Below are 20,923 nucleotides of genomic sequence, written 5' to 3'. Positions count from 1 at the left end.
CGATTCAAACTTGGAGCGGTGCGGCTTGTTCCTCGTCAGTGCCGGTCGCGTAACGGGAGGTTAAACAGCCGCCTACCCTTAGATTCGTGCTAACCGCCACCACCTTGATCCGGTGTCCAATCAATCAAAACGGAACCGATCAGGTGCCTTGACGCTTTTCATGTTGAAGGGACTGGAAGGAGCATCATCGTGAACCGTGACTTTAGTGTATTGGAAGCTCGCTGGCTTTTGGCCGTCCCTTTTTCACTCGCAATCGCCGTGCTGCTGGCAGGGCTCGTGTTGAGTTAAAGCCATGGCATTCAAGACCCGACCGCATACTCCTAACCTTGCGATGCTCGCCGGCCGGCAAAGGAACCCCAAGGGGCGCCTTTGCGGCGGTGCAGGATCAAGGCGGACGCTATCGGCGCGCCTTCCGGCATCCTGCGGAGCGGGCTTCAGCTTCGCTGCGCAATCACCGATCGCCGCTTCCTGTAGAGATCGCAATCCGGACGTAACCCTTGGGTATGATGCTTGTCGTCTGTGTTTCGGCTTGGCATACGTTAAACCCCAGGAGCGACGTGTGTCTGAGCCCGCACTCTGGTGATCTTGCCGGATCGCACGCTCAAATGGCGCGATGTTGCCGTCGGGTCGGTGGTCACTGCGTTGCTGTTCACCATCGGCAAGTCGCTGATCGGCTGGTATATCGGCACCAGCGCGATAGCGACTTCCTACGGAGCGGCAGGCGCGCTGATGGTGGTGCTGCTTTGGGTCTATTATTCAGCGCAGATCTTCCTCTTCGGTGCAGAAATTACGCGCGCTTACTCGGTCAGGCGTGGAAGCCGGCCAGACCTTGCGCCAGTAGTGGCGTTAAGCGACGCCGAGATGGACACGCGGCTCCGCCCTGATGGTGGCTAACTCATCCTTCCCTGCGTTTCGTTGCAATCAGTGCCGCGCCTTTTCGCTCGCCTCCTATTTTATTTTTAATGCGTGTCTATACCTCGCACCTCGCGTGTGGGCTTCGCAACACGAGCCGGAACGCCCCTGGGTTGCCGTCCCTTGATGATTTTGATTACGGTGCTACATTGATAACCAAGATAACCGAACGGAGTCGGGCCACATGGTCGCTGCCAGTAAGACCGACGAGTTTTCCCGCGTTGGCACGCTTACGGGAACACCAGAGCAGGTCCGGAGGGGGCTTAACCATCTTAAGGCCGAGCAGGTTGTTGCCCTGACCATCGAGCACGGCAGCGCGTCCGCCGCCAAGGCCTTCGCTGAGACGGTCGCGGGGCTCGCTCCCTTTGTCAGTGCAATTCTCAAGCGTCGCCAGGATGAGACCTTCAATTCCATCGTTGAAGCCTTGGTACCGGTGGTCCCTCCTCCACATCACATGCTCCTCGAAGCGCGCATGGTGGGGGATGCGCGCAAGGCGGTGCTGGAAAGCGGTGACTGGCTAACGGCCGCCGAAGTGGCCAAAGTAGCCGGTTTCAGCGCCAGCAATCCCAGCGCCCAGCCAAATAAATGGAAAAAGGAGGGGCAGGTCTTTGCCGTGCGGCATCGAGGCGTCGACTACTTTCCGGGGTACGCCCTTGAGCCCTCGACCGACTTTCGGCCAGTGAAGGCTTTGGCAAAGGTGCTCAGCACCTTCCGAGGAAAGAAGGACGACTGGGGTCTCGCCTACTGGTTTGCCTCGGTCAACAGCTTTCTCGGAGGCAAGAGGCCGCAAGACCTTCTCATCAGCGAGCCCGATCGTGTCATTGCCGCTGCCAAAGACGAGGTTGCTGGCGTCCTCCATGGCTGACAGAAGGTCGCGCGCGAAGAGGCCGCTAGTCGTCGGCACAAGCGTGCCCGAGCCCTGGAAGGACCTCAGCACACGGATCCAGACCATGACCTGGTCGGCGGGTCGAGTCATTCACCGCATCCACCTGAACCTCTATGGCGGCAATGTCTTCAATCCGGGGGTGAGGGGAAACGCCCGCTTCAGCCCAATTGGGAACTCGGTCGGTAGCAGTATCCCGACGCTGTATGGTGGAACGAGCTTTGACTGCGCCGCAATGGAGACGGTATTTCACGACGTGCCAATCGCACCGGGGCTGAAGACCTTCGATCAAGCGAAATTTGCCGGTCAAGTCTATTCGACGGTGACGCCCCGACGGGACTTGGTACTGGCCGACCTCAGCTCGACCGCACTGCGGTCGCTCGGATTGCGTCGGATGGATCTTATCGACACGGAGAAGGACCAGTATCCTGGCACGCGGAGATGGGCGGAGGCCATCCACAAGCAGTGCCCGGCGGTTAAAGGCTTGTGCTGGGTTTCGCGCCAAGACGACCGAGCGCGGGCGGTCCTCCTGTTCGGCGACCGCATTCCTGCGAACGACCTGCTTGCGGACGCCGCCCGAAGCATCCTCAATGATAACGAGCTCGTTTCCGACCTGCTGATCCTGGCCAATCGCATCGGCGTCAACGTCGTTTAAATCGTCTCCCCTATGCTGCGATTGTCGCCGGACGAGGCCAGCACTCGCAAAGCTGCTCACCTAACAAAATACTATAGAGTGATGTTGTGACGCCCACGCCTTGCAGATGAACTCGTAGGCGTGAGCCTTTGAGGGTCTTGAGCCTGCGGTTGCCAATGCACGGGCGAACTGGATCAACAGTCTGGATTTCCGAAGAGTTTGCATTTTGCCCGGCACCCGTTCGGGCGGCAGCGTTGAGGATGCCGGCTATCTCGTGGGCATAGTCCATTTCGAGAACGACATATGGATGTCCTTCAATTTCAGCTGGCAAGCCGGTGAACACGTCGAACACCGTCCACAGTTCAATCGATCTCCTGCCTGACGCAGTACCTGGATGCCATCGGGTAAACCCTAACGAAGCTGAGAACATTCGAGGCGTTTCAGGCTATGCCTTGATGTTCGGCGCCGGCGGCTTCACCGTCTTTTGCAGCTGCAATCTCCCAACGAGTGAAGGTTCGTTACCGGGAGATCGGTTCAAAAACCTTAGGCACGAGGAACGCAACTGCCGCTAACGCCGCCCAATTACCGCGATCAAAATCATGGTGCTGCCGCCGCTGTGGCCAGGGATCAACGCCAAGGCCAAAACCAATATACTCGCGCATGCCGCGGTGCCACCGATGACGCTGAAGATCTGGAGCAAGCTCCCCTCCAGTAGCTAGGCGGCCTAACATTGCAGAGAACTTCGCTGCAATGTTAGACCTTTTCTGGCTTCAGCAATATGATCGCCCTGCTGGCTCCGGCCGGCGGGGCTTTTTGCGTTTCAGGCAAGCCGCGCTCGATCTCCCGCTATCCGTTGACTACCATTTCATGCTGACGCCGAGCTTGGCGCCTACGGTGTTGCTGTCGCCGAATTCATCCAGGCTGGTCCGTGCCATCGCCTCGCTGAAGACGGCATAGCGGCCGTCCGCCCCGGCATTCATGATACTGCCCCCGACACCAACGCCAAAATAGATATAGACGAAATCCCGATACTTGCGCCCCTCGCCATAGAAACTCGCCCTTGTAGTCGGCGCACCATAGATCGATGGGCCGCATCGCCTGTGACAGCTGCGTGCCACGGCCTTGTTCCAAGGGGAGTCCCTGGCCGGCGAGAATTCCCTTGCCGAAGAACTTGGCACGGGAAGCGGAGGACATTGACTTCGACTACGCGCCGGCAATCGCCATGACTTTGGGCTTGCTGGCCAAGGCGAATGCAGCGAATGAGCGCTGCACCCGTTCCAAATCGAGTCCGTCGGCAATGATGACCAGCTGCGATCTGCGGTCTTCGCTCGGCCACGCCTTCATATGTACAGGAGGATGAACGAGATGCTGCACACCGTGGATCGCGACCGGACGGTCTTCACCTGCGATGTTCAGGATGCCCTTTACTCGAAGGACGCGCTCTCCATGTCTGTTGAGCAGCATGGTGAGCCATAGGCCGAACGCAGTCCAGTCGACTTGCTCGTCCCAGATCAGGACGCAGGATACGATCGCCGCCTGATGCGCTTGTCCGTCGGCGGTCGCCAATACGGCGGCCTCCTCACAGAAGAAACCCGACTGCGACTGCAATTGGCTTGCACGGGCCACAGTGTCCTGCTCGAACAAATCTTGCGCACGAAACCCGCACCGAACATCCAGCATCGCGGCATCCGGATTGATACGCCTCAGCCGGTCGGCAAGTCGCCCGATTTCGGCGCCGTCGGCGAGATCGGTCTTGGTCATGACCAGCCTGTCGGCAATGGCCACCTGGCGATTGGATTCGATGTATCGGTCGAGGTTGCCAATCCCGTTCATCACGTCGACGGTGGTCACCACGTTTCCTGCGGTGAAATGGTGCTTCAGCATCGGATGGGATTTCAGCGTCGAAAGGACCGGAAATGGGTCAGCCAGCCCCGTACTCTCGACCACCACCTGCCGGAACGGGGATATCTGGCCGCGCTCCCGCTTCGAATATAGATCGCAGATCGCGTCGGCCAGTTCACCGCGCACTGTGCAGCACACGCAGCCGGACTGAAGCAGCACCATCGTTTCGTCAATTCGCTCCACCAGGTGGTGGTCGAGCCCGACTTGGCCGAACTCATTGATGAGCACGGCCGCGTCCGACAGATCGGGGTCATCCAGCAGCCGCTTCAGAAGCGTGGTTTTGCCCGAGCCGAGAAAACCTGTCAGCAGGTGGACTGGCGTGAACGGCGGTAGTTCAGCCATCGCGACCGGCTTCGAAGCTTGCGATGACATCGGCCTCCAACGGATCGCAAGTCCTGCCCGAAAGACGCTCCGCAGCCTGCCATAGGTGTCCGAGATCGTTGATGATCTCGGTCTTGCCCGTTCGCGTTGAAATGACAAAGGACGTGCCTTGCCAGTCCGCCAGCCGCATGCCGAAGTAGGCTAGGATGAGGTTAGCAATCCTGACGCGATTTGCGCGCTCACGGCGCCGGTCAACGTTTTCGACGTTGCGCGTGTAAACGCCGGGCCGGGCCACGGCATCGGTCCAATGTTCGTTGCTGCCTAGAACGCCGCATAGCGAGCACATGATCTGCTCCTTGGATGACCGTCTTCGGAGACCGTTTGACCCCGACAGGCATTATAGTTCCTCTGTAGGTGGTTGCCCTGCCTGGCAATGCCAAGTCCCCCTGCCTGGTCTAACGCAGGCTTCGACCAGAAGAAGAACGCGGCCCCGGAAATGCCGCGTTCTTCTGTCGAGGAACTCAAGGGGCAGGAATCGGCTTAACCTTGTTTGGCTCCAGCCAGTCCTTGGTTGGCTCACATTTGCCGCAGTTGATGCCGGGTAAATTGTCGGCGTAGGTCACGTCAGGCAGATCCTTGATGGTTGCGCCCGGCGTGGGCGTACCATCTTGCACCGACTTCAAGCTGAGTTCGGGCAGCAGATCGCCGTTCAGGGAGGTGTCGATGAAGAGCGGTGGCACCTTGTCGGCAGGGAAAGTGTTGCAGCCGTCAACGAAGGTCTCGCCCTGGCAGAGCTTCACGTCCTGCGGCTCAACCCATGGCAGCGGATATTCGATGTTGTTGGCGGTTAGCTTCTTCTTGCCGGTCACGACTTCCATCATGAGCTTGAAGGCGTAGCCGCCAACCGCCGGACCCGCGCTCGAGGAGACGCCTTTCAGGCCCTTGGCCTGCATGGCCGGATCCGCCATCGCCAGGCGATAGCCGTTGTTGGACTGGCCGGCAATCACGACCAGCTTGTCGGGACGACTGTTGATGACAGCCTGCAAAGAGCCAAAGGTGCCGTCGACCGTCCAGATGCCGTCGACGTTGGGGTGCGCGGCCAGGATCTTGGCAACCTCCTCCTGCGAGGTCGCGTCGTTCCAGTTGCCATAGAAATCGCCGACGATCTTGATGTCGGGATATTTCTTGAACACGCCATAGGCCTGTTCGTCATAGGTCTTGGTCACGGTCGTGCCGGCGACGCCGTGGTTGAAGATCAGCTCTCCCTTGCCGCCCATCTGATTCACCATCCACTGTGCCGTGTTGGCGCCGTAGCGGGCGGTGATGTTGGAGACGTTGTGCGCGCAGGACTCCGTAACCGTACTGTCGTAGGTGAACACCACGACGCCTTGATCGCAGGCCTGCTTGATGGTGCGGTTGAGCGCAGTCGGCGAGAGCGGATACAGAAGAATGGCGTTGGCGCCTGCCGCGATCATGCTCTGGAGGTCGGATATCTGCTTCTGCACGTCGGTGCCGGAGATAATGGTCTTGAACTCTACCTGCTTGTCGTAAGGCGGGGTCGAAGCCAGTGCCTTGATGCCATTGGCGGCGCTCGCCTGCCAGGTGTTGCCGCTGTAGCTCATATTCAGGAACACCTTGTAGGTATCCTGGGCATTCGCGCTGGATGTCCCCAGACCAAGCAACGTCGCGGCCACGGCTGCCCAGCCGTAAGTCAGTCTACGCGAAGCGTTCTTCATGTTCTTTCTCCCATTTGAAGCGACCGCCGACTAACGGCTTCGCAGATTGAGCCGCCCACGCTGGAGCAGCAAAGCGATGATGATGATCCCGCCCTGCACGAGATCGCGGAATCCCTGCGAGAGGCTGAGCGTGGTGATGACGGTGGACAACGTGCTGAGGAAGAGCGCGCCGGCAAGAGTTCCGAGATAGATGCCGGAGCCACCGGTGACCCGTGCGCCGCCGATGACGACGGCGGCGATGGAGGGCATCAGCAGCGCATCGCCCATGTCAAGCGTCGCGCTCGAGGAATAGCCGGCCAAGAGGATGCCGGTCATTCCGGCACAAAGGCCGCTGATGGCATAAACTGCGACGGTGAGCGCGGCGATCGGCAGGCCCAGCACGTTGGCCGCGCCAGGGCTGCTGCCAATGGCGTAGAGCTTGCGGCCTTCCGCGCTCTTGTTCTGGAAGAGCCAGGCGAACACCGCAAAGACGATTATGAAATAGACGGGATAGGGTACACCGAGCCAGCGGGAGCTCATGAACTGTTGGACCGCCGGAGCGACCGATTGTTGCGAATTGCCCGCGGTGAAACCCAGCGCCACCCCGAAGAATGTGATGCCGGACGCCAGCGTCACGATGAAGGGGGGGATTTTGGCAATCGCCACACCGATGCCGTTGATGAGACCGATGCCAAGACAGCACAAGAGGGTAAGCGGAATGGCGTACAGCAGCGCGTCGTTGCTGCCGCGCGTAAGTTCCGCGATCATCATGCCGCCGACACCGATGACCACGCCCAGTGACAAGTCGATGCCGCCCAGAAGGATCACCAGCCCCTGCCCGAACGAAGCGACCACCAGGAAGATGGCGGTAACCAGTATGGCGGTGAGCTGGTCGAACGAACCGAAATTGGGACTGACGATCTTCGTGCCGATGACCAGCAGCGCCGTGGCGGCGAACACGGCGATCGCCGGCACAAGGTCCGATGAGACAAGTGCGCGGCGCGCGCTCTGCGCTCCGTGCTCGGACGTCTGTGCCGGGGTCGTAATGTCCTTGTCGGTCATCAGGCTTCCCTTCTCGCGGAACGGCGCGCCAAATAGGCGGAGGCTTGGCCGAAAAGGATTGCCAAGATCATGATAAGTCCGTTGAAGATGTTGGTGTAAAAGTCAGCCACGCCGAGCGCGAACAGCATTTTTTGCAGCACCGTCAAAATACCTGCACCGGCCAGCGTGCCGACCACCCCGCCGCGCCCGCCGAACAGGGACGTGCCGCCGATCGCGACCGCCGCGAACATGAACAGCAAGAAGGAATCGCTGATGCGTGGATCGCCCGAACCGATCTCGGCGCTGAAAACGAAGCCGGCTATGGCATAGAACAGGCCGGCGGCCACGAAAGCCAATAGCCTGGTGGCGCGGATGTTGAGCCCGGAGAGCCGCGCGGCCGCCTGATCCGTGCCGACCGCGTACATTGCGATGCCCATGCGCGAATGCTTGAGCAGAAACCAAAAGACGAGCACCAGCACCAACAGGATCGCCGGCACGGGAATGCGCAGAATGTCGCCGGTGATGCCATAGGCGATGGATTCCACCACCTCGCCGCCAGGAGCCGGAAGGATGAGGAGCGCGATGCCCTGGCATGCGATCAGCGAACCGAGCGTGACGGCGAGCGACTGCAGTCCAAAATAGGCGACCAGTATGCCGTTGAGACCACCGACCATGAGGCCCACCAACAGAACCAGGCCGAAGCTGCCAAGGGCGCCCGCATCGCCGCCACTCACCGTCGCCACCACCACATTCGCGATGGCGATCACGCCGGGACCCGAAAGGTCCAGCTCGCCGCATAACACGACGAGCGTCAGTCCCGTGGCGGCGAGGGCGAGTACGATGGCGTTGTTGAGGAGGTTGCCGATGCCGAATAGCGAGAGTGCCGAAGGCTCGTGCGCGGCATAGACGGCGAACATGACGGCAAGCAGGCCGATGGCGGCGACCGCTCCGTTGCCCAGAATTGCCAAGCGGTCGCGAAGCGTATCGGATGCCATCGTTACGCCCCTGGCGCGGCAGGCTGCCGCGACCCGTCGCGATAACCGGATGCCAGCGACAGCATACGGTCCTGTGAGAGATGGTCGTGACCGAGCTCGCCGGCAATCAAATTGCGGTAGAGAACGAGGCAGCGATCACAGAGCTGAACGAGTTCGTCCAGTTCAGTCGAATAGAACAGGATCGAGCCGCCATCGCGCACGAACGCGCGCATCATGGCGTATATGTTGCGCTTGGCGCCGACATCGACACCGCGCGTGGGATCGAACAACAGCAGGCACCGCGCGCCCGTTATCAGCGCCCGCGCCAGCACCGCCTTCTGCTGGTTGCCGCCCGAAAGCGCGCCGATGTTGAGGGGCAGGAGCCGCTTCGAAAGGTTCACTGCCGGGGTTACCTGCTCGACCAGCCGCAACTCGGAAGATCTGTTTACAAGCCTGAATGGGCTCACCTTGTCTATCATCGGCAACGAGATATTCGCCTGCGTGGTGAGATCGTGGAACAGTCCTTCGGACTTTCGTTCCTCCGGCACCAGCACCATGCCGAGCCTGCGCGCCGCGCGAGGCGAGCCGACCGATGTCGCCTTGCCTCCGACCGAGATCGTGCCCTGCCGCAGCGTCGACAGGCCCACCAGCGACTTGAAGAGACTGGACTGCCCGTGACCCTCCAGACCCGCCACACCAAGAATCTCGCCGGGAGCCAGCGAGAAGCTGATATCATTGACGCCAGGGCCGACCAGGTGACCGACCTCCAACGCCGGCGTGGCCCCGACGCGAACCGCCGACGGCGCCTTCTCCGCGGCTTCAACCACGGAGCGACCGGCCATACTGCTGAATATCGCTTCGTCGCTCATGGATTCGACATCGCTTTCCAGCACCTTGCGGCCGTTACGCAGGATAACGCAGCGCTGGCACAGGCGGCGGATCTCGTCGAGCTTGTGGCTTATGTAGAGCACTGACGTGCCGCCACGAACAGCGGCATCGACCAGTTTGAAAAGCCATTCACGGTCGGAGAGCGCGGCGGTCGCTTCGTCGAGCACCAGCACCGCCGGGCGGTGCCGCAGCGCACGCACGATCTCGACCTTCTGGCGCATGCCGAGCGGCAGATCCTCGACCAGCCGCCGGGGCGCGATATCCGTCACGTCATGGGCTTGAAGAATCTCACCCGCCTCGCGCTCGATGTTGCGCGCCGAGACCAGACCAAGGCGGTTGAGTGCCGGGCGCGGCAGGAACAGGTTCGCTGCCACCGACAATGTCGGGATCAGGCTGAGTTCCTGGAAGGCGGTTGCTATGCCGGCCGAGCGGGCGTCCACAATGCCCTGCGGCTTGAAAGGAGCGCCGCGCAATTCGATGGAGCCGGTATCAGGTGTGACGACGCCACTCAGTATCTTTACGAGTGTCGATTTGCCGGCGCCATTTTCGCCGAGCAGACCGCACACTTCGCCGGAGCGCATTTCAAACGAAATGTCCTCAAGCGCAATCGTGGCACCGTAGCGCTTGGACACGGATCGGAAATCAAGGACGTTGTGCGTTCTATCCTTCATTCCACCTCTTCCCCAGTCTTCCCTATTTGGTCAGACCAAGATTGGAGCTAGCACGCCTTACCCGCCATGACAATTAAGAAAGCCTGCAAGAAAGCTTGAATTTTCAGCACACTTGGTCTGACCGGAAATGAATGGTCGAAAAGTGGTGCGAAGGCACCAAATCCGCCATAAATTCTGCTGTTTCCAGCAGAATTGATGGGCGCTGCCATCGGCGAGATGACACAGAAAGTATAATCAATCCGATCTATCCGGTCTGACCACTCAAGCGAACCAGGCCGAGACCGTGCGGCGGTCCCGGCATAGTGCGCCGAAGCCGCTTCAGGATTTCGGACGTGCCTTGCCGCTGCGCGGGAAGCGCTTGCCGAAATCGGCCGCGATCTCTTCCATCTTGACGAACTTCACGCCCTCGAAGCCCTTCATGTAGTCATGGAGCCGTTCGTGCATCTTCAGCACATGCGGCTTGCCCGACACGTCGGGATGGATCGTCAGCGGGAACACGGCATAGTCGTAGTTCTCGTAGACCCAGTCGAACTGGTCGCGCCACATCTGCTCGATATCGCGCGGGTTGACGAAGCCGTGGCTGTTGGGCGAGGCCTTGATGAACATCATCGGCGGCAGGTCGTCGAGATACCAGGATGCCGGTATCTCGATGAGATCGGTCTCTTCGCCTTGCGAATACGGCTTCATCCAGTTGGATGGATGCTTGGAATAGTCGATCTTCGTCCACTGGTCGCCGACCGTCACATAGTAGGGGTGATGGTCGTTGTGCATCAGGGAGTGGTCGTAGAGCAGCCCCTTCTGCTTCAACAGCTCATTTGTTTTCGAGCCGAACTCCCACCAGGGAGCGACATAGCCGCGAGGCGCCTTGCCGCAAAGCTTGGTGATCAGGTCGACGCACTTGTTGAAGATGGCCTCTTCCTGCTCGGGCGACATGGCGATCGGGTTCTCGTGGCTGTAGCCATGCATGCCGATCTCGTGGCCAGCGTCGGCCACTTCCTTCATTTCGTCCCAAAAGCTCTCGATGGAATGACCGGGGATGAACCATGTGGTCTTGATCCCCCATTTTTCGAACATGCGAAGCAGCCGGAGGCTGCCGACCTTGCCTGCGAAGGCGCCGCGAGAGATGTCGCAAGGGCTGTCCTCACCGCCGTAAGAACCCAACCAGCCGGCGACAGCGTCAACGTCCACTCCGTAGGATACAAACATTTCTTTCGGCATCTCTCTTCCTTTCGTTGTTCATGTCCCCGGCCGAAGGGCGTCTATGGTAGTTGCGAGGGTGGAAGACCGGCCCGGCTTCCCGCCATGCTGATATGTTTGCGCATGTAGTAGTTGGCGCCATCGGGATCGCCCATGGCAACCGCCTCCAGGATGCGGTCATGCTCCTGCACTGCGAACAGCAGATTGCCCCGCCGCTCGGTGGGCAGGCGCTGGCTTTCCAACAGCACGCTCGCGAATGTCTGGTGCATGTCCACCAGGAGTTTGTTGCGCGAGATGCGCATGATGAGGTTGTGGAAATCGAAGTCCGCTTGCGCGTAGGCATTAAGGTCCTTCTCGCGCGCCGCGTTGCGAAAGGCGGTCGTGCATCCCTTCAGGTCGGCGATCTCCTGATCGGTATGGGTCAGCGCCGCGAGCTCGGCCGCGTAGGATTCGACGATGTAGCGGAACTGAAAGACCTCGCTCAGCGAATAGCGCGCCGCGAAGCGCCAGGACGGAGTTGCCGGTGCGCCGGAAGGGTCGGCACAAACGAAGCCGCGCCCTCCCTCGCGCGCAACAATCTCCCCGATGGTGGCGAGGATCGACAGAGCCTCGCGCAGGGTGGCGCGGCTCACATTGAGGTCGCGTGCCAGGTCGCGCTGCGGCGGCAATGTATCGCCTGGTTGCAACCTGCCGTCCCGGATCATCGACTGCAGGGCGGCCACCGTTGCCTGGGCCACACCGCCGCTGGGTTCCCGGCGCTCGCGCCGCAGGTCGGGCGGCTGTGAAGCCGCCGTCTTTCCGTCATCATTGAGATTGAGTTTCATCATGGCTAGGCCCCAGCGTGAGCAAGAATTGTCGCCACATAGCTAGAACAAGATACATTTGGATGGAACCATTCAGCCCGCGGTTGATCAGAGCATGACATCGCCGCCGTTCGGATTCATGGTTGCGCCGATGTAGTAAGCGCCCTCCTCCGACGCCAGCAACACGGCGGTGGGAGCGATTTCGTCGACATGGCCGGCGCGGCCGATCGGCAATTCGCCGAGCTTGCGCTTCTTCCATTCCTCCGGCAGCGCCCTGAACAACTCCGTCTCGATGGGGCCGGGACAGATGGCATTCACAGTTATGCCGTCGCGTGCCACCTCGTAGGCGAGCGAGCGGGTGAAGCCGATGACGCCGGCCTTGGCGGCCGCATAGTGCGCCATTTCCGGCGCGCCCTTGTGACCGAGTTGCGAGGCGATATTGATGATGCGGCCGAACTTGCGGGAAATCATCGGCTTCAGCACAGCGCGCGTGCAAAGAAAGACGCTGCGCAGGTTCACGGCCATCATCTGGTCCCACATGCCGGTGCTCATTTCGGCGACAACGGACGTCGTGTCGATGCCGGCGTTGTTGACCAGGATGTCGATCTGGCCGAGCGCCGCCTCCACCTTCTTGACGGCTGCTTCGACCTGCGCCTCGTCGCTGACATCGGCCGCGACGGCAAAGGTCTTCACACCGAAATCAGCAAGGGCGGAGGTGCGCGCCTCGGCGGCCTCGAGTTTCAGGTCGAGAACGGCCACGTCGGCGCCCTCGCGCGCGAACGCCGTGGCAATCGCGCCACCGATGCCGCGTGCGCCTCCTGTGACCAGTGCTTTCTTCCCCGCGAGACGTCCTGACATGCTTGGTTTTCCATTTCGTGGTTGACTTGACTATTGAAGCGAAGACGCGAGATCACCGGGCGCCGGCCGGCCGAGGATGCGCTCGGCCTCCTTCATGAACACGTTGAAGGTGTCGGAAGCCGGCACCGAAGCGGCGACGTCCTTGTGGCGGAAGCAATGGACCGTGTGCCGCTCGCCGACCGCCTCGGCCGGCGGCATCTCACGGCGGCAGCGATCGATGACGAACGGGCAGCGCGATGCCAGGAAGCAGCCCTGGGGCAGATTGATCGGGCTCGGGATCTCGCCCTTGAGGCTGACGCTGCTTTCGATCTTAAGATGCGGATGCGGCAGCATGACCGACGACAGCAAGCCACTGGAATAGGGATGTTGCGGGCGGTTGAAGACCGTTTCGGCGCTGCCCTGCTCAACGATCATGCCGAGATACATCACCGCGACGCGGTGGCTGATGAAGCGCACTGTGGAAAGGTCGTGGGAGATGAACAGATAGGCGGTGTTACGTTCACTCTGGATACGCCGCAGCAAATCGATGATCTCGGCGCGGGCAGTCGGGTCGAGCGCCGAGGTCGGTTCGTCGAGGACGACGAGTTCGGGCTCCGTGACCATGGCGCGCGCGATGCCGACGCGCTGCTGTTGCCCGGAAGGCAGCTCGGAAGGATAGGCGTCGAGCAAATCGGTATCCAGCCGTACCAGACGCAAGGCGTCGGCGGTGCGGCGGCGCCTCGTTTCGCGGTCGAGCTTGAGCGGCAGGAGCGGCTCGCTGATCGTGTCGCCGATCTTCATGCGCGGGTCGAGCGACTCGTTCGGCTCCTGGAATACGAGCTGAATCTTACCAGCCAGCATGCTCTTGTGTTGGTGGCGCTGGGCTAGGTCGGTGCCGCGGAAGTGGATGTTTCCGGCGGTCGGCTCGATCAGGCCGACGATGCAGCGGCCGACCGTGGTCTTGCCTGAGCCGCTCTCGCCCACGAGCCCCAGTGTCTCACCCGGCTCGATGGTCAGGCTAACGCCGTTGATCGCCTGCACCACCTGCTTGGAGCCGGCAATGGGGAAGCGCTTGTAGAGGTTGTCGATCGTCAGGACGGCGTTCATGCGTGCCTCACGGGGAAATGGCAGCGGACGAAATGTCCTGGGCTGATCTCGGCGAAAGGTGGCCGCTGTGCGCGGCAAACCGGCTGAGAGAGGGGACAACGGTCGGCATACTGGCAGCCGGTGGTCGGTTCGAGCCGCCGGCCAGTGTCCGGCACGCTCCAGCTGTCGCGCAGCCTGGGGCTATGGGAGAAGGCTGCAAGCAGCATCAGCGTGTAGGGATGCGCCGGCGCGAGGAAGAGCGCCTCGCGCGGCGCGATTTCGACGATTTCGCCCGAGAACAGCACAGCGATGCGATTGCAGAAATGCGCGGTGATGCCGACGTCGCGGGTGATGAACAGCATGGCGCTGCCATGCTCCGCGGCAAGCTTGGTCAGCAGGGCCAGGATTTGCGCCTGCACTGTGACGTCAAGTCCGCTGGTGGCGTCATCCGAGATGATAAAGGCCGGGCTGCAGATCAGCGCCATGGCGATGACGACGCGTTGCGCCATGCCGCCGGACAGTTCGTGAGGGTAGGCATCCATGCGCCGTTCCGGGTCCGGTATCTGCACGTCGTACAGGATCTTCAGCGCCATGCGCCGCGCCTCCTTGCCGCCGACGCCGAGATGGATCTTCGCCATCGCGGCGATCTGATCACCGACCTTGAGCAGCGGATTGAGCTCGGCGCGGGGATTAGGCACCACGACCGAGAGACGGCGGCCGCGAAGACGGCGGAGTTCGGATTCGGACAGGCTGAGAATCTGGCGGCCCTCGAAGTGGACTTCGCCGCCGGCGATGCGGCCCGGCGATGGCGGCAGCCCGAGGATGGAGCGGGCGAGCGTCGTCTTGCCCGCGCCACTCTCGCCGACCAGGCCAACGATCTCGCCCGGCTGTACTGCAAGGTCAATGCACTTGAGCACCGTCTTAGGTTCGGCGCTTCCCGACGGGAACGTCACGCGCAAGTTCCTGATGTCGATCAACGGCGGCTTGTTGCCGCCGTAGGCGTTGCGCGTTTTGCTTATGATTTCTGCTGCGCCCAATGACATTCTCACGTTAATTGCTGATCCGCGGGTCGAGCAGGAAATAGATGAGGTCGACCGCGATGTAGACGATGAGGGAGAAGATGGCGGAGAAGAGTACAAAGCCCAGAACCGGATAGATGTCCGAATTCAGCACACCTTGCACCGCGTATTGCCCCGCCCCTCCCCACGAGAACACGATCTCGACGAGCACCGCGCCGCCGATCAGGAAGCCGTAGAGCACGCTGATGATGGTGACGATTGATGGCAATGCATTGCGCAGCGCATGGCGCACGACAAGGTTCTGCGGCACCCCACACAAAACTTCAAAGCGGCTGAAATCAGATTCCAGCATCTTCTCCATCGTGGCCTGCGTCATCTTCAGTATGGGACCGGCATTCAGGAGCCCGAGCGTCAGCACAGGCAGCACAAGATGCGCGCAGGCAGACCAGAAGGCCTGCAGGTCGCCGGCGAGAAGCGCGTCGATGGTGAGGGCTCCGGTGACCGGCGCCGGCGGTATGACGATCATGTCGATACGGCCGAGCGGCGCAGGCGCCCAGCCGAGCACGGTATAGAAGATGAAGATCAGCACGAGGGCGAACCAGAAGTCTGGTAGCGCACCGGCACTCAAGCCATAGAGATCGGACAGGCGCGCGATCCAGCCATTTGGCTTACGCGCTGCATAGACGCCCAGCGTTACCCCAACGATGATGGCCAGGAGGAGCGAAAGCGTGACGAGTTCGAGGGTCGCCGGGAAGCGCTGAAGCAGATCCTCAAGCACCGGCCGCGTCGTCTGCCAGGAGGTTCCCAGGTCGCCATGCAGGAGATCGCGCACATAGATCAGGAACTGCATGTAGAGAGGCTGGTCGAGCCCGAGCTGCTGGCGCAGTGAGGCGATGGCCGAAGGCGTAGCTGTGGGGCCAAGCATCAGCACAGCGGGGTCACCCGGAATGCTCTTCACCAGCAGGAAGCTCACGAGCACGATGCCCAGCAATTGCGGGATCACGAAAATCAGGCGCTTGGCGAGATAAGCCAGGATGCGCATCAGGCGCCCTCCGCCGGCAGGTCGGCGCGACGGCGATGCTCGCGTGCATCGCTCAGCAGCTGCCGGCGCTTGGACGGATCGGCCAGGACCTCGATGGACGCGCCGACCAGCGAGAAGCCGAATACGGTGATCGCGAGCATCGCGCCGGGGAACATGGACGGCCACCACTGGCCGGTCACCACGTTCTGAAAGCCCATGGCGATCATGCTGCCCCATTCAGGTGTCGGCGCACGCACGCCGGCACCAACGAAGGACAGCGCCGAGGTCAGCAGGATGCCCCAGCCGACATTGACCGACAGCTGCGCCAGCACCGGTGCCATCGCATTGGGGATGATGTGGCGCCGAATGGTCTGCATGTCCGACAGGCCGTTTACCTGCGAAGCCTCGACATAGCGCATGGAACGGATGCTCAGCACCTGCGAGCGCATGAGACGCAAATAGATCGGCGCATTGACGAAGGCGATGGCCAGAACCACCGTCTGGATGCTTTGACCGAGGCTGGCAACCAGGGCGATAGCGAAAACGAAAATGGGAAATGCCTGCAATACGTCGGCCGCGCGCATGACAGCGAAGGACAGCCATACGCGAATGCCGCGCCCGCTGCTGTAGAAGCCAACAACAGCACCAATCGAGCCGCCGATTAGCGCCGACAGGAGCGTGCCCAGTATGGCGATCGTCAGGTCAATGCGCGGCGCGTATATGGAACGACTGAAAATATCCATGCCGACATTATCGGTGCCAAAGAGATGGGCGGTATCCGGCGGCTGCAGGAAGCTGGCCGAATCCGCCTCGGTCGGCGAATAGGGTGCGATGGCCGGCGCGAAGATCGCCAACAGAGTGATCGCGATGACGATCAGATAGCCGATCGCAAATCTCGGCCGGATGACCGCCAGCCTCAGGAGAAGGCTAAGCTTCGATGACATCTAAGATCTTTCCGATACTCTAACTTGTCCCCGGAGGCGGCCGCCTCCGGGGACAAGACCTCATCAGCCGCGGCTGAAATCCTGGAACCGAAGGTTATTGGACGTGTAGTAGGTATAACCCTTGAGGTTCGCCTTACGTGCCAGCGTGTATTTCGGGTAGGCAATGAAGCCCCAGGGCGCTTCGTCCATCAACGTCTTCTGGACCTGCGAATATTTTTGCTTGCGTACATTGTCATCGAGCGTAGCAAGACCGTCCTTGATCATCTGATCGACGTTCTTGTTGTCGTAGTTGGAATAGTTCACATAGCTTTCGGAGTTGAAGTAGAGGTAGGTCGAGTAGCCCGGATCCGGCGTCCACGGAGAGTCCAGATAGAAGATCATCGGCTTGGCGCGCTTGGTGACGTTCTCGTAAAACACGCCAGCCGGCAGCTTCTCCAGCGTCAGCTCCACGCCGATCTGCTTCAGCGCGGTCTGGATCAGCAATGCGATCGGCTCCTGCGTCGGGTCGCCGGCGTTGTAGGACAAGGTTGTCGCCAGGTTCTTGGCGCCAGCCTTGTCAAGAAGCTCCTTGGCCTTGGCAAGATCATAGGCATAGGTGAAGAAGCTTTCGTCTGCCATCGGGTAGATATAGGGCATCGGCGCTTTCTGCTCGTCGGCATAGCCGTAGTAGATCGTGCGGATGATCTCGTCGCGGGGGATAGCGAGGTTGATGGCGCGGCGCACATCGACATTATCGAATGGAGCGATCTTGGAGTTGAGCTCCAGCCAGATCATGTAGGACGAATTGACGGCATCCACGGCCACGTTCTGCTGCTTCTTCAGCGCCTCCAACTCGCGCGGCTGCAGGAACTGTGCGATATCGACCGCCCCGCCCTGCAGCAGCGAGAAACGACTGGCTGACTGCGGCACTTCGCGCATGATGACACGCTTCATGAAGGGCTTTTCATCCCAGTAGTCTTCGCGCGCCTCGAATACGGCTTGTTGACCGCGCACGAGCTGAGCAAGGCGATAGGGACCAAAGCCTGCACTATCGTTCTTGAGGAAATTGACCGCCCACGGGTCGTCGGAGCCACCGGCTTCGGCGCATTTGGTGGCGTCGTAGATCGGGTTGGCGAGGTTACACTGCTGCTTGAGAAGCAACGGATTGGGCTGCTCAAGATTGAAAGAGACCGCATGATCGCCTTCCACCTTGATCTGGTCAGGCGTCTTGAGACCGAGCACCGCAGTCTGGAACAGGCCTTGCCCTTTGAGATTGAACTTGCGGTCCCAAGTCCATTTCACGTCCTTGGACGTGAACTTGTTACCCCAGTTGGAGACGACACCCTCCCGTAGCTTGAAGGTCGCCTTGCGGCCATCGGGAGCCACTTCCCAGCTTTCGGCCAGCCGTCCGCGCAGCGCGAGGTTGTTCGGCTTATCGGTATGGACGCCGGTATCCTCCCGCAGCACGCCGGGCGCATTGGGATCATCCATCTTTTCATAGCCAAGCATGTACTCGTAGAGCGCACCGAGGGAATCGATGGAGCCCAGGCTCACGTCGAACTCGATGTCGAGGCCCTGGGGCGTCGCGGGCGCCGCGATCACCAGCGTAGTGTTTGCGTCCTGCGCGAAGGCTTCACCGAAACGGCCGGTCGATGCGGCAAGCACGGCGCCACCCATTGCGGCAGTCGTCTTCAGGAACTGACGGCGCGTGGGCGCCAATCGAATTCTGGTAAAATCATCACCCATATCTCGTTCCCCATTGGTTGCGCGAGAACGCTTCGTTCTCTTTCCGCTTTTGGACAGACCAAAGAGCGCAATGAACATTAATGGACAATTTGGCCTGACCGTCAATCACAAAAAAATGCGAAAAATTCGTGCATTTCGTGCACAAAAAATAGCTTCTTGATTTCTCGGTCTGACCAAATTATTCAACTTCGGGTACGCGACGAGGGACCGAAATGCGAAAAATCTGTCTGATGACAACAGGAGGGACGATCGCATCCAAGCTGGAACCCAAGAGCGGACATGTCACCGCCAGCGTCACAGGATCGGAGTTGCGCGCCATGCTGCACGATCCGCTCGATGGCATTGACATCGCCATCGACGAGTTCTGCAATGTCGGCAGCTATGCCATCGACCTCCCACTCGGCTTTGCACTGGCCCAGCGGATTTCACACCACCTTCAAGGTGACTTCGATGGAGTGGTGGTGACCCACGGGACCGATACGATGGAGGAAAGCGCCTTTCTGGCTGATCTCCTGGTCACGACGGACAAGCCGATAGTCTTCACCGGCGCACAGCACGCGGCCGATGAGGCGAACCCCGACGGCCCACGCAACCTCACGGATGCGATCCGGCTGGCCGCGTCCGAAACCGCGCGGGGCCTGGGCGCGATGATCTGCTTCGAGCAGGAATTCCATGCTGCACGTGACGTGAGCAAGTCGCACAGTTCGCGCACCGATACCTTCATCTCCTACGAGCACGGCAAGCTCGGAGAAGTGGACGGCGACCGCATCATATTGCACCGCAAGCCGGTTCTGCGCCGCACCTACGACGCAAAAGATATTGTCGCTGATGTCGATCTCATCAAGCTGGTCATGGGGATGGGCGACCGCTACATCCGCTTCGCCGCCCAGGATGGTGCCAAGGCCATCATTCTCGAGGGTTTCGGGCGGGGTAACGCGACGCCCGCCGTCACTGCCGCCGCGACGTCGATTGTCGCCAACGGCACTCCCGTTGTCATGACCAGCCGTTGCCAGCGCGGCCGGGTCAAGCCGATCTATGGCAATGGCGGCGGCAAGACACTCTCCGATGGGGGCGTGATCTTTGCCGGCGACTTGAGCGGCCAGAAAGCACGAGTGCTCGTGGCCGTTCTGCTCGGTATGGGCATCAAGGGCGAACGCCTGCGCCAGGAGATCGAATATTTCGGCGGCTGATGCACGCTCTTCCATCGCCTGATTTCTTTAAGGCGGCCATCCATCGCAGCCATCCTACTCCTGCAGCCGAGGAACCATCATGTCAGCAAAGAAGCACAGGATCGCGGTCATTCCCGGCGACGGGATCGGCAAGGAGGTCGTCCCCGAGGGACTTCGCGTACTGGAAGTGGCGGCAAGGCGCTTCGGCATCGACCTGCTGTTCGACCATTTCGACTTTGCGTCATGCGACTACCATGCCAGGCACGGCCGCATGATGCCGGAGGACTGGAAGTCCAGGATCGGAAGCCATGATGCCATCTTCTTCGGCGCTGTGGGCTGGCCGGCCATGGTTCCCGATCATATCTCGCTTTGGGGATCGCTGCTGCAGTTTCGCCGCGAGTTCGACCAGTACGTCAACCTGCGCCCTGTCCGGCTGATGCCGGGCGTGCCGTCGCCGCTCGCCAACCGCAAGCCCGGCGACATTGATTTCTACGTCGTGCGCGAGAACACCGAGGGCGAATATTCATCTATCGGCGGCAGGATGTATCCGGGCACGGAGCGCGAGATCGTCATCCAGGAAACCGTGATGTCGCGCGTCGGCGTCGACCGGATCCTACGTTATGCATTCGATCTGGCGCAAAAGCGTCCGCGCAAGCACCTCACGTCGGCCACCAAGTCCAACGGCATCTCGATCACCATGCCGTACTGGGACGAGCGCGTCGAAGCGATGGCCGCCCAATACCCTGACGTTTCTTGGGACAAGTACCATATCGACATTCTGGCAGCCCATTTCGTGCTCAATCCGAACCGTTTCGACGTCGTGGCGGCCTCGAACCTGTTCGGCGATATTCTCTCGGATCTCGGACCCGCCTGCACCGGCACGATCGGCATCGCCCCGTCGGCCAACATCAATCCGGAAGGCCGTTTTCCGTCCTTGTTCGAGCCGGTACACGGTTCGGCTCCGGACATCGCCGGAAAGGGCATCGCCAATCCGATCGGACAGATCTGGACGGCCGCCATGATGCTCGACCATCTTGGTTACGAAGAGGCTGGTTGCGCGATCGTGGAAGCTATCGAGGCCACGCTGGAGAACGAAGCCACCCGCACCGGCGATCTGGGAGGCAAGGCCAATACCGTCACCTGCGGCAAGGCGGTGGCAGAGGCACTCGAAGGATAGGACC

The 20,923-nt window shown here is 60.8% G+C and carries 21 protein-coding genes; 5 read left to right on the top strand and 16 right to left on the bottom strand.

The window, feature by feature from the left end; all coding sequences use genetic code 11:
- Positions 1–585: 585 nt before the first annotated feature.
- From LB566_RS22175 to LB566_RS22165, 3 genes are all read left to right on the top strand, one after another.
- Positions 586–894 carry a YihY/virulence factor BrkB family protein gene (locus LB566_RS22175; protein ID WP_411910499.1) on the top strand — a complete coding sequence of 103 codons (309 nt, stop codon included), beginning with the start codon at positions 586–588 and terminating at the stop codon, positions 892–894.
- Between the two features lie 202 nt (positions 895–1,096).
- A complete protein-coding gene (locus LB566_RS22170; protein WP_140551948.1) occupies positions 1,097–1,777 on the top strand; it encodes a hypothetical protein in 681 nt (226 codons plus the stop codon).
- 85 nt (positions 1,778–1,862) lie between these two features.
- Positions 1,863–2,450 (top strand): RES family NAD+ phosphorylase, encoded by a 588-nt coding sequence (locus LB566_RS22165; protein ID WP_224626969.1) that lies wholly within the window; start codon positions 1,863–1,865, stop codon positions 2,448–2,450.
- A 10-nt stretch (positions 2,451–2,460) separates the two neighbouring features.
- Here LB566_RS22165 and LB566_RS22160 read toward each other — a convergent pair whose 3' ends face one another.
- The 16 genes from LB566_RS22160 to LB566_RS22085 form a co-directional block, all read right to left on the bottom strand.
- On the bottom strand, positions 2,461–2,781 hold the full coding sequence (locus LB566_RS22160; protein ID WP_181172539.1) for a hypothetical protein: 321 nt from the start codon (positions 2,779–2,781) through the stop codon (positions 2,461–2,463).
- Between the two features lie 505 nt (positions 2,782–3,286).
- On the bottom strand, positions 3,287–3,547 hold the full coding sequence (locus LB566_RS22155) for a hypothetical protein (protein WP_140551946.1): 261 nt from the start codon (positions 3,545–3,547) through the stop codon (positions 3,287–3,289).
- Between the two features lie 85 nt (positions 3,548–3,632).
- A complete protein-coding gene (locus LB566_RS22150; RefSeq protein WP_140551945.1) occupies positions 3,633–4,673 on the bottom strand; it encodes a CobW family GTP-binding protein in 1,041 nt (346 codons plus the stop codon).
- Positions 4,666–4,998: a hypothetical protein gene (locus LB566_RS22145; protein ID WP_140551944.1), complete on the bottom strand. Its 333-nt coding sequence runs from the start codon at positions 4,996–4,998 to the stop codon at positions 4,666–4,668. Before LB566_RS22145 ends, LB566_RS22150 begins: the two co-directional genes overlap by 8 nt.
- Positions 4,999–5,173: 175 nt before the next feature.
- On the bottom strand, positions 5,174–6,388 hold the full coding sequence (locus tag LB566_RS22140) for a sugar ABC transporter substrate-binding protein (protein WP_224626966.1): 1,215 nt from the start codon (positions 6,386–6,388) through the stop codon (positions 5,174–5,176).
- A 30-nt stretch (positions 6,389–6,418) separates the two neighbouring features.
- Positions 6,419–7,429, bottom strand: coding sequence for an ABC transporter permease (locus LB566_RS22135; protein ID WP_140551942.1), 1,011 nt, complete (start codon positions 7,427–7,429; stop codon positions 6,419–6,421).
- A complete protein-coding gene (locus LB566_RS22130) occupies positions 7,429–8,403 on the bottom strand; it encodes an ABC transporter permease (RefSeq protein WP_140551941.1) in 975 nt (324 codons plus the stop codon). The genes LB566_RS22135 and LB566_RS22130 overlap by 1 nt, the downstream gene beginning before the upstream one ends.
- A gap of 2 nt (positions 8,404–8,405) precedes the next feature.
- Complete coding sequence (locus LB566_RS22125; protein WP_224626963.1) at positions 8,406–9,941, bottom strand: sugar ABC transporter ATP-binding protein; 1,536 nt, start codon at positions 9,939–9,941, stop codon at positions 8,406–8,408.
- Positions 9,942–10,259: 318 nt separating this feature from the next.
- Complete coding sequence (locus LB566_RS22120) at positions 10,260–11,159, bottom strand: polysaccharide deacetylase family protein (RefSeq protein WP_140551939.1); 900 nt, start codon at positions 11,157–11,159, stop codon at positions 10,260–10,262.
- A gap of 41 nt (positions 11,160–11,200) precedes the next feature.
- Positions 11,201–11,965, bottom strand: a complete 765-nt coding sequence (locus tag LB566_RS22115; protein ID WP_224626960.1) for a FadR/GntR family transcriptional regulator — start codon at positions 11,963–11,965, stop codon at positions 11,201–11,203.
- Between the two features lie 84 nt (positions 11,966–12,049).
- Complete coding sequence (locus tag LB566_RS22110) at positions 12,050–12,799, bottom strand: SDR family NAD(P)-dependent oxidoreductase (RefSeq protein ID WP_140551938.1); 750 nt, start codon at positions 12,797–12,799, stop codon at positions 12,050–12,052.
- A 30-nt stretch (positions 12,800–12,829) separates the two neighbouring features.
- Positions 12,830–13,885 (bottom strand): ABC transporter ATP-binding protein, encoded by a 1,056-nt coding sequence (locus LB566_RS22105; protein WP_140551937.1) that lies wholly within the window; start codon positions 13,883–13,885, stop codon positions 12,830–12,832.
- Positions 13,882–14,901 carry an ABC transporter ATP-binding protein gene (locus LB566_RS22100; RefSeq protein ID WP_181172538.1) on the bottom strand — a complete coding sequence of 340 codons (1,020 nt, stop codon included), beginning with the start codon at positions 14,899–14,901 and terminating at the stop codon, positions 13,882–13,884. The genes LB566_RS22105 and LB566_RS22100 overlap by 4 nt, the downstream gene beginning before the upstream one ends.
- A gap of 13 nt (positions 14,902–14,914) precedes the next feature.
- Positions 14,915–15,925, bottom strand: coding sequence for an ABC transporter permease (locus LB566_RS22095; RefSeq protein ID WP_224626957.1), 1,011 nt, complete (start codon positions 15,923–15,925; stop codon positions 14,915–14,917).
- A complete protein-coding gene (locus LB566_RS22090) occupies positions 15,925–16,848 on the bottom strand; it encodes an ABC transporter permease (RefSeq protein WP_140551935.1) in 924 nt (307 codons plus the stop codon). Before LB566_RS22090 ends, LB566_RS22095 begins: the two co-directional genes overlap by 1 nt.
- 63 nt (positions 16,849–16,911) lie before the next feature.
- Complete coding sequence (locus tag LB566_RS22085; RefSeq protein ID WP_181172537.1) at positions 16,912–18,573, bottom strand: ABC transporter substrate-binding protein; 1,662 nt, start codon at positions 18,571–18,573, stop codon at positions 16,912–16,914.
- Positions 18,574–18,785: 212 nt separating this feature from the next.
- Between LB566_RS22085 and LB566_RS22080 the strand changes: the two genes are divergently transcribed.
- Complete coding sequence (locus LB566_RS22080; RefSeq protein ID WP_140551933.1) at positions 18,786–19,763, top strand: asparaginase; 978 nt, start codon at positions 18,786–18,788, stop codon at positions 19,761–19,763.
- Positions 19,764–19,842: 79 nt separating this feature from the next.
- Entirely contained in the window at positions 19,843–20,919 is a 1,077-nt protein-coding gene (locus LB566_RS22075) for a tartrate dehydrogenase (RefSeq protein WP_140551932.1), read from the top strand.
- Positions 20,920–20,923 lie beyond the last annotated feature (4 nt).

It is taken from the genome of Mesorhizobium sp. CA13 (genome assembly GCF_020165235.1).
Lineage (GTDB): Bacteria > Pseudomonadota > Alphaproteobacteria > Rhizobiales > Rhizobiaceae > Mesorhizobium.
Note: the sequence above shows the minus strand (reverse complement) of the source record. Positions and strands in the feature narration are given on the sequence as shown.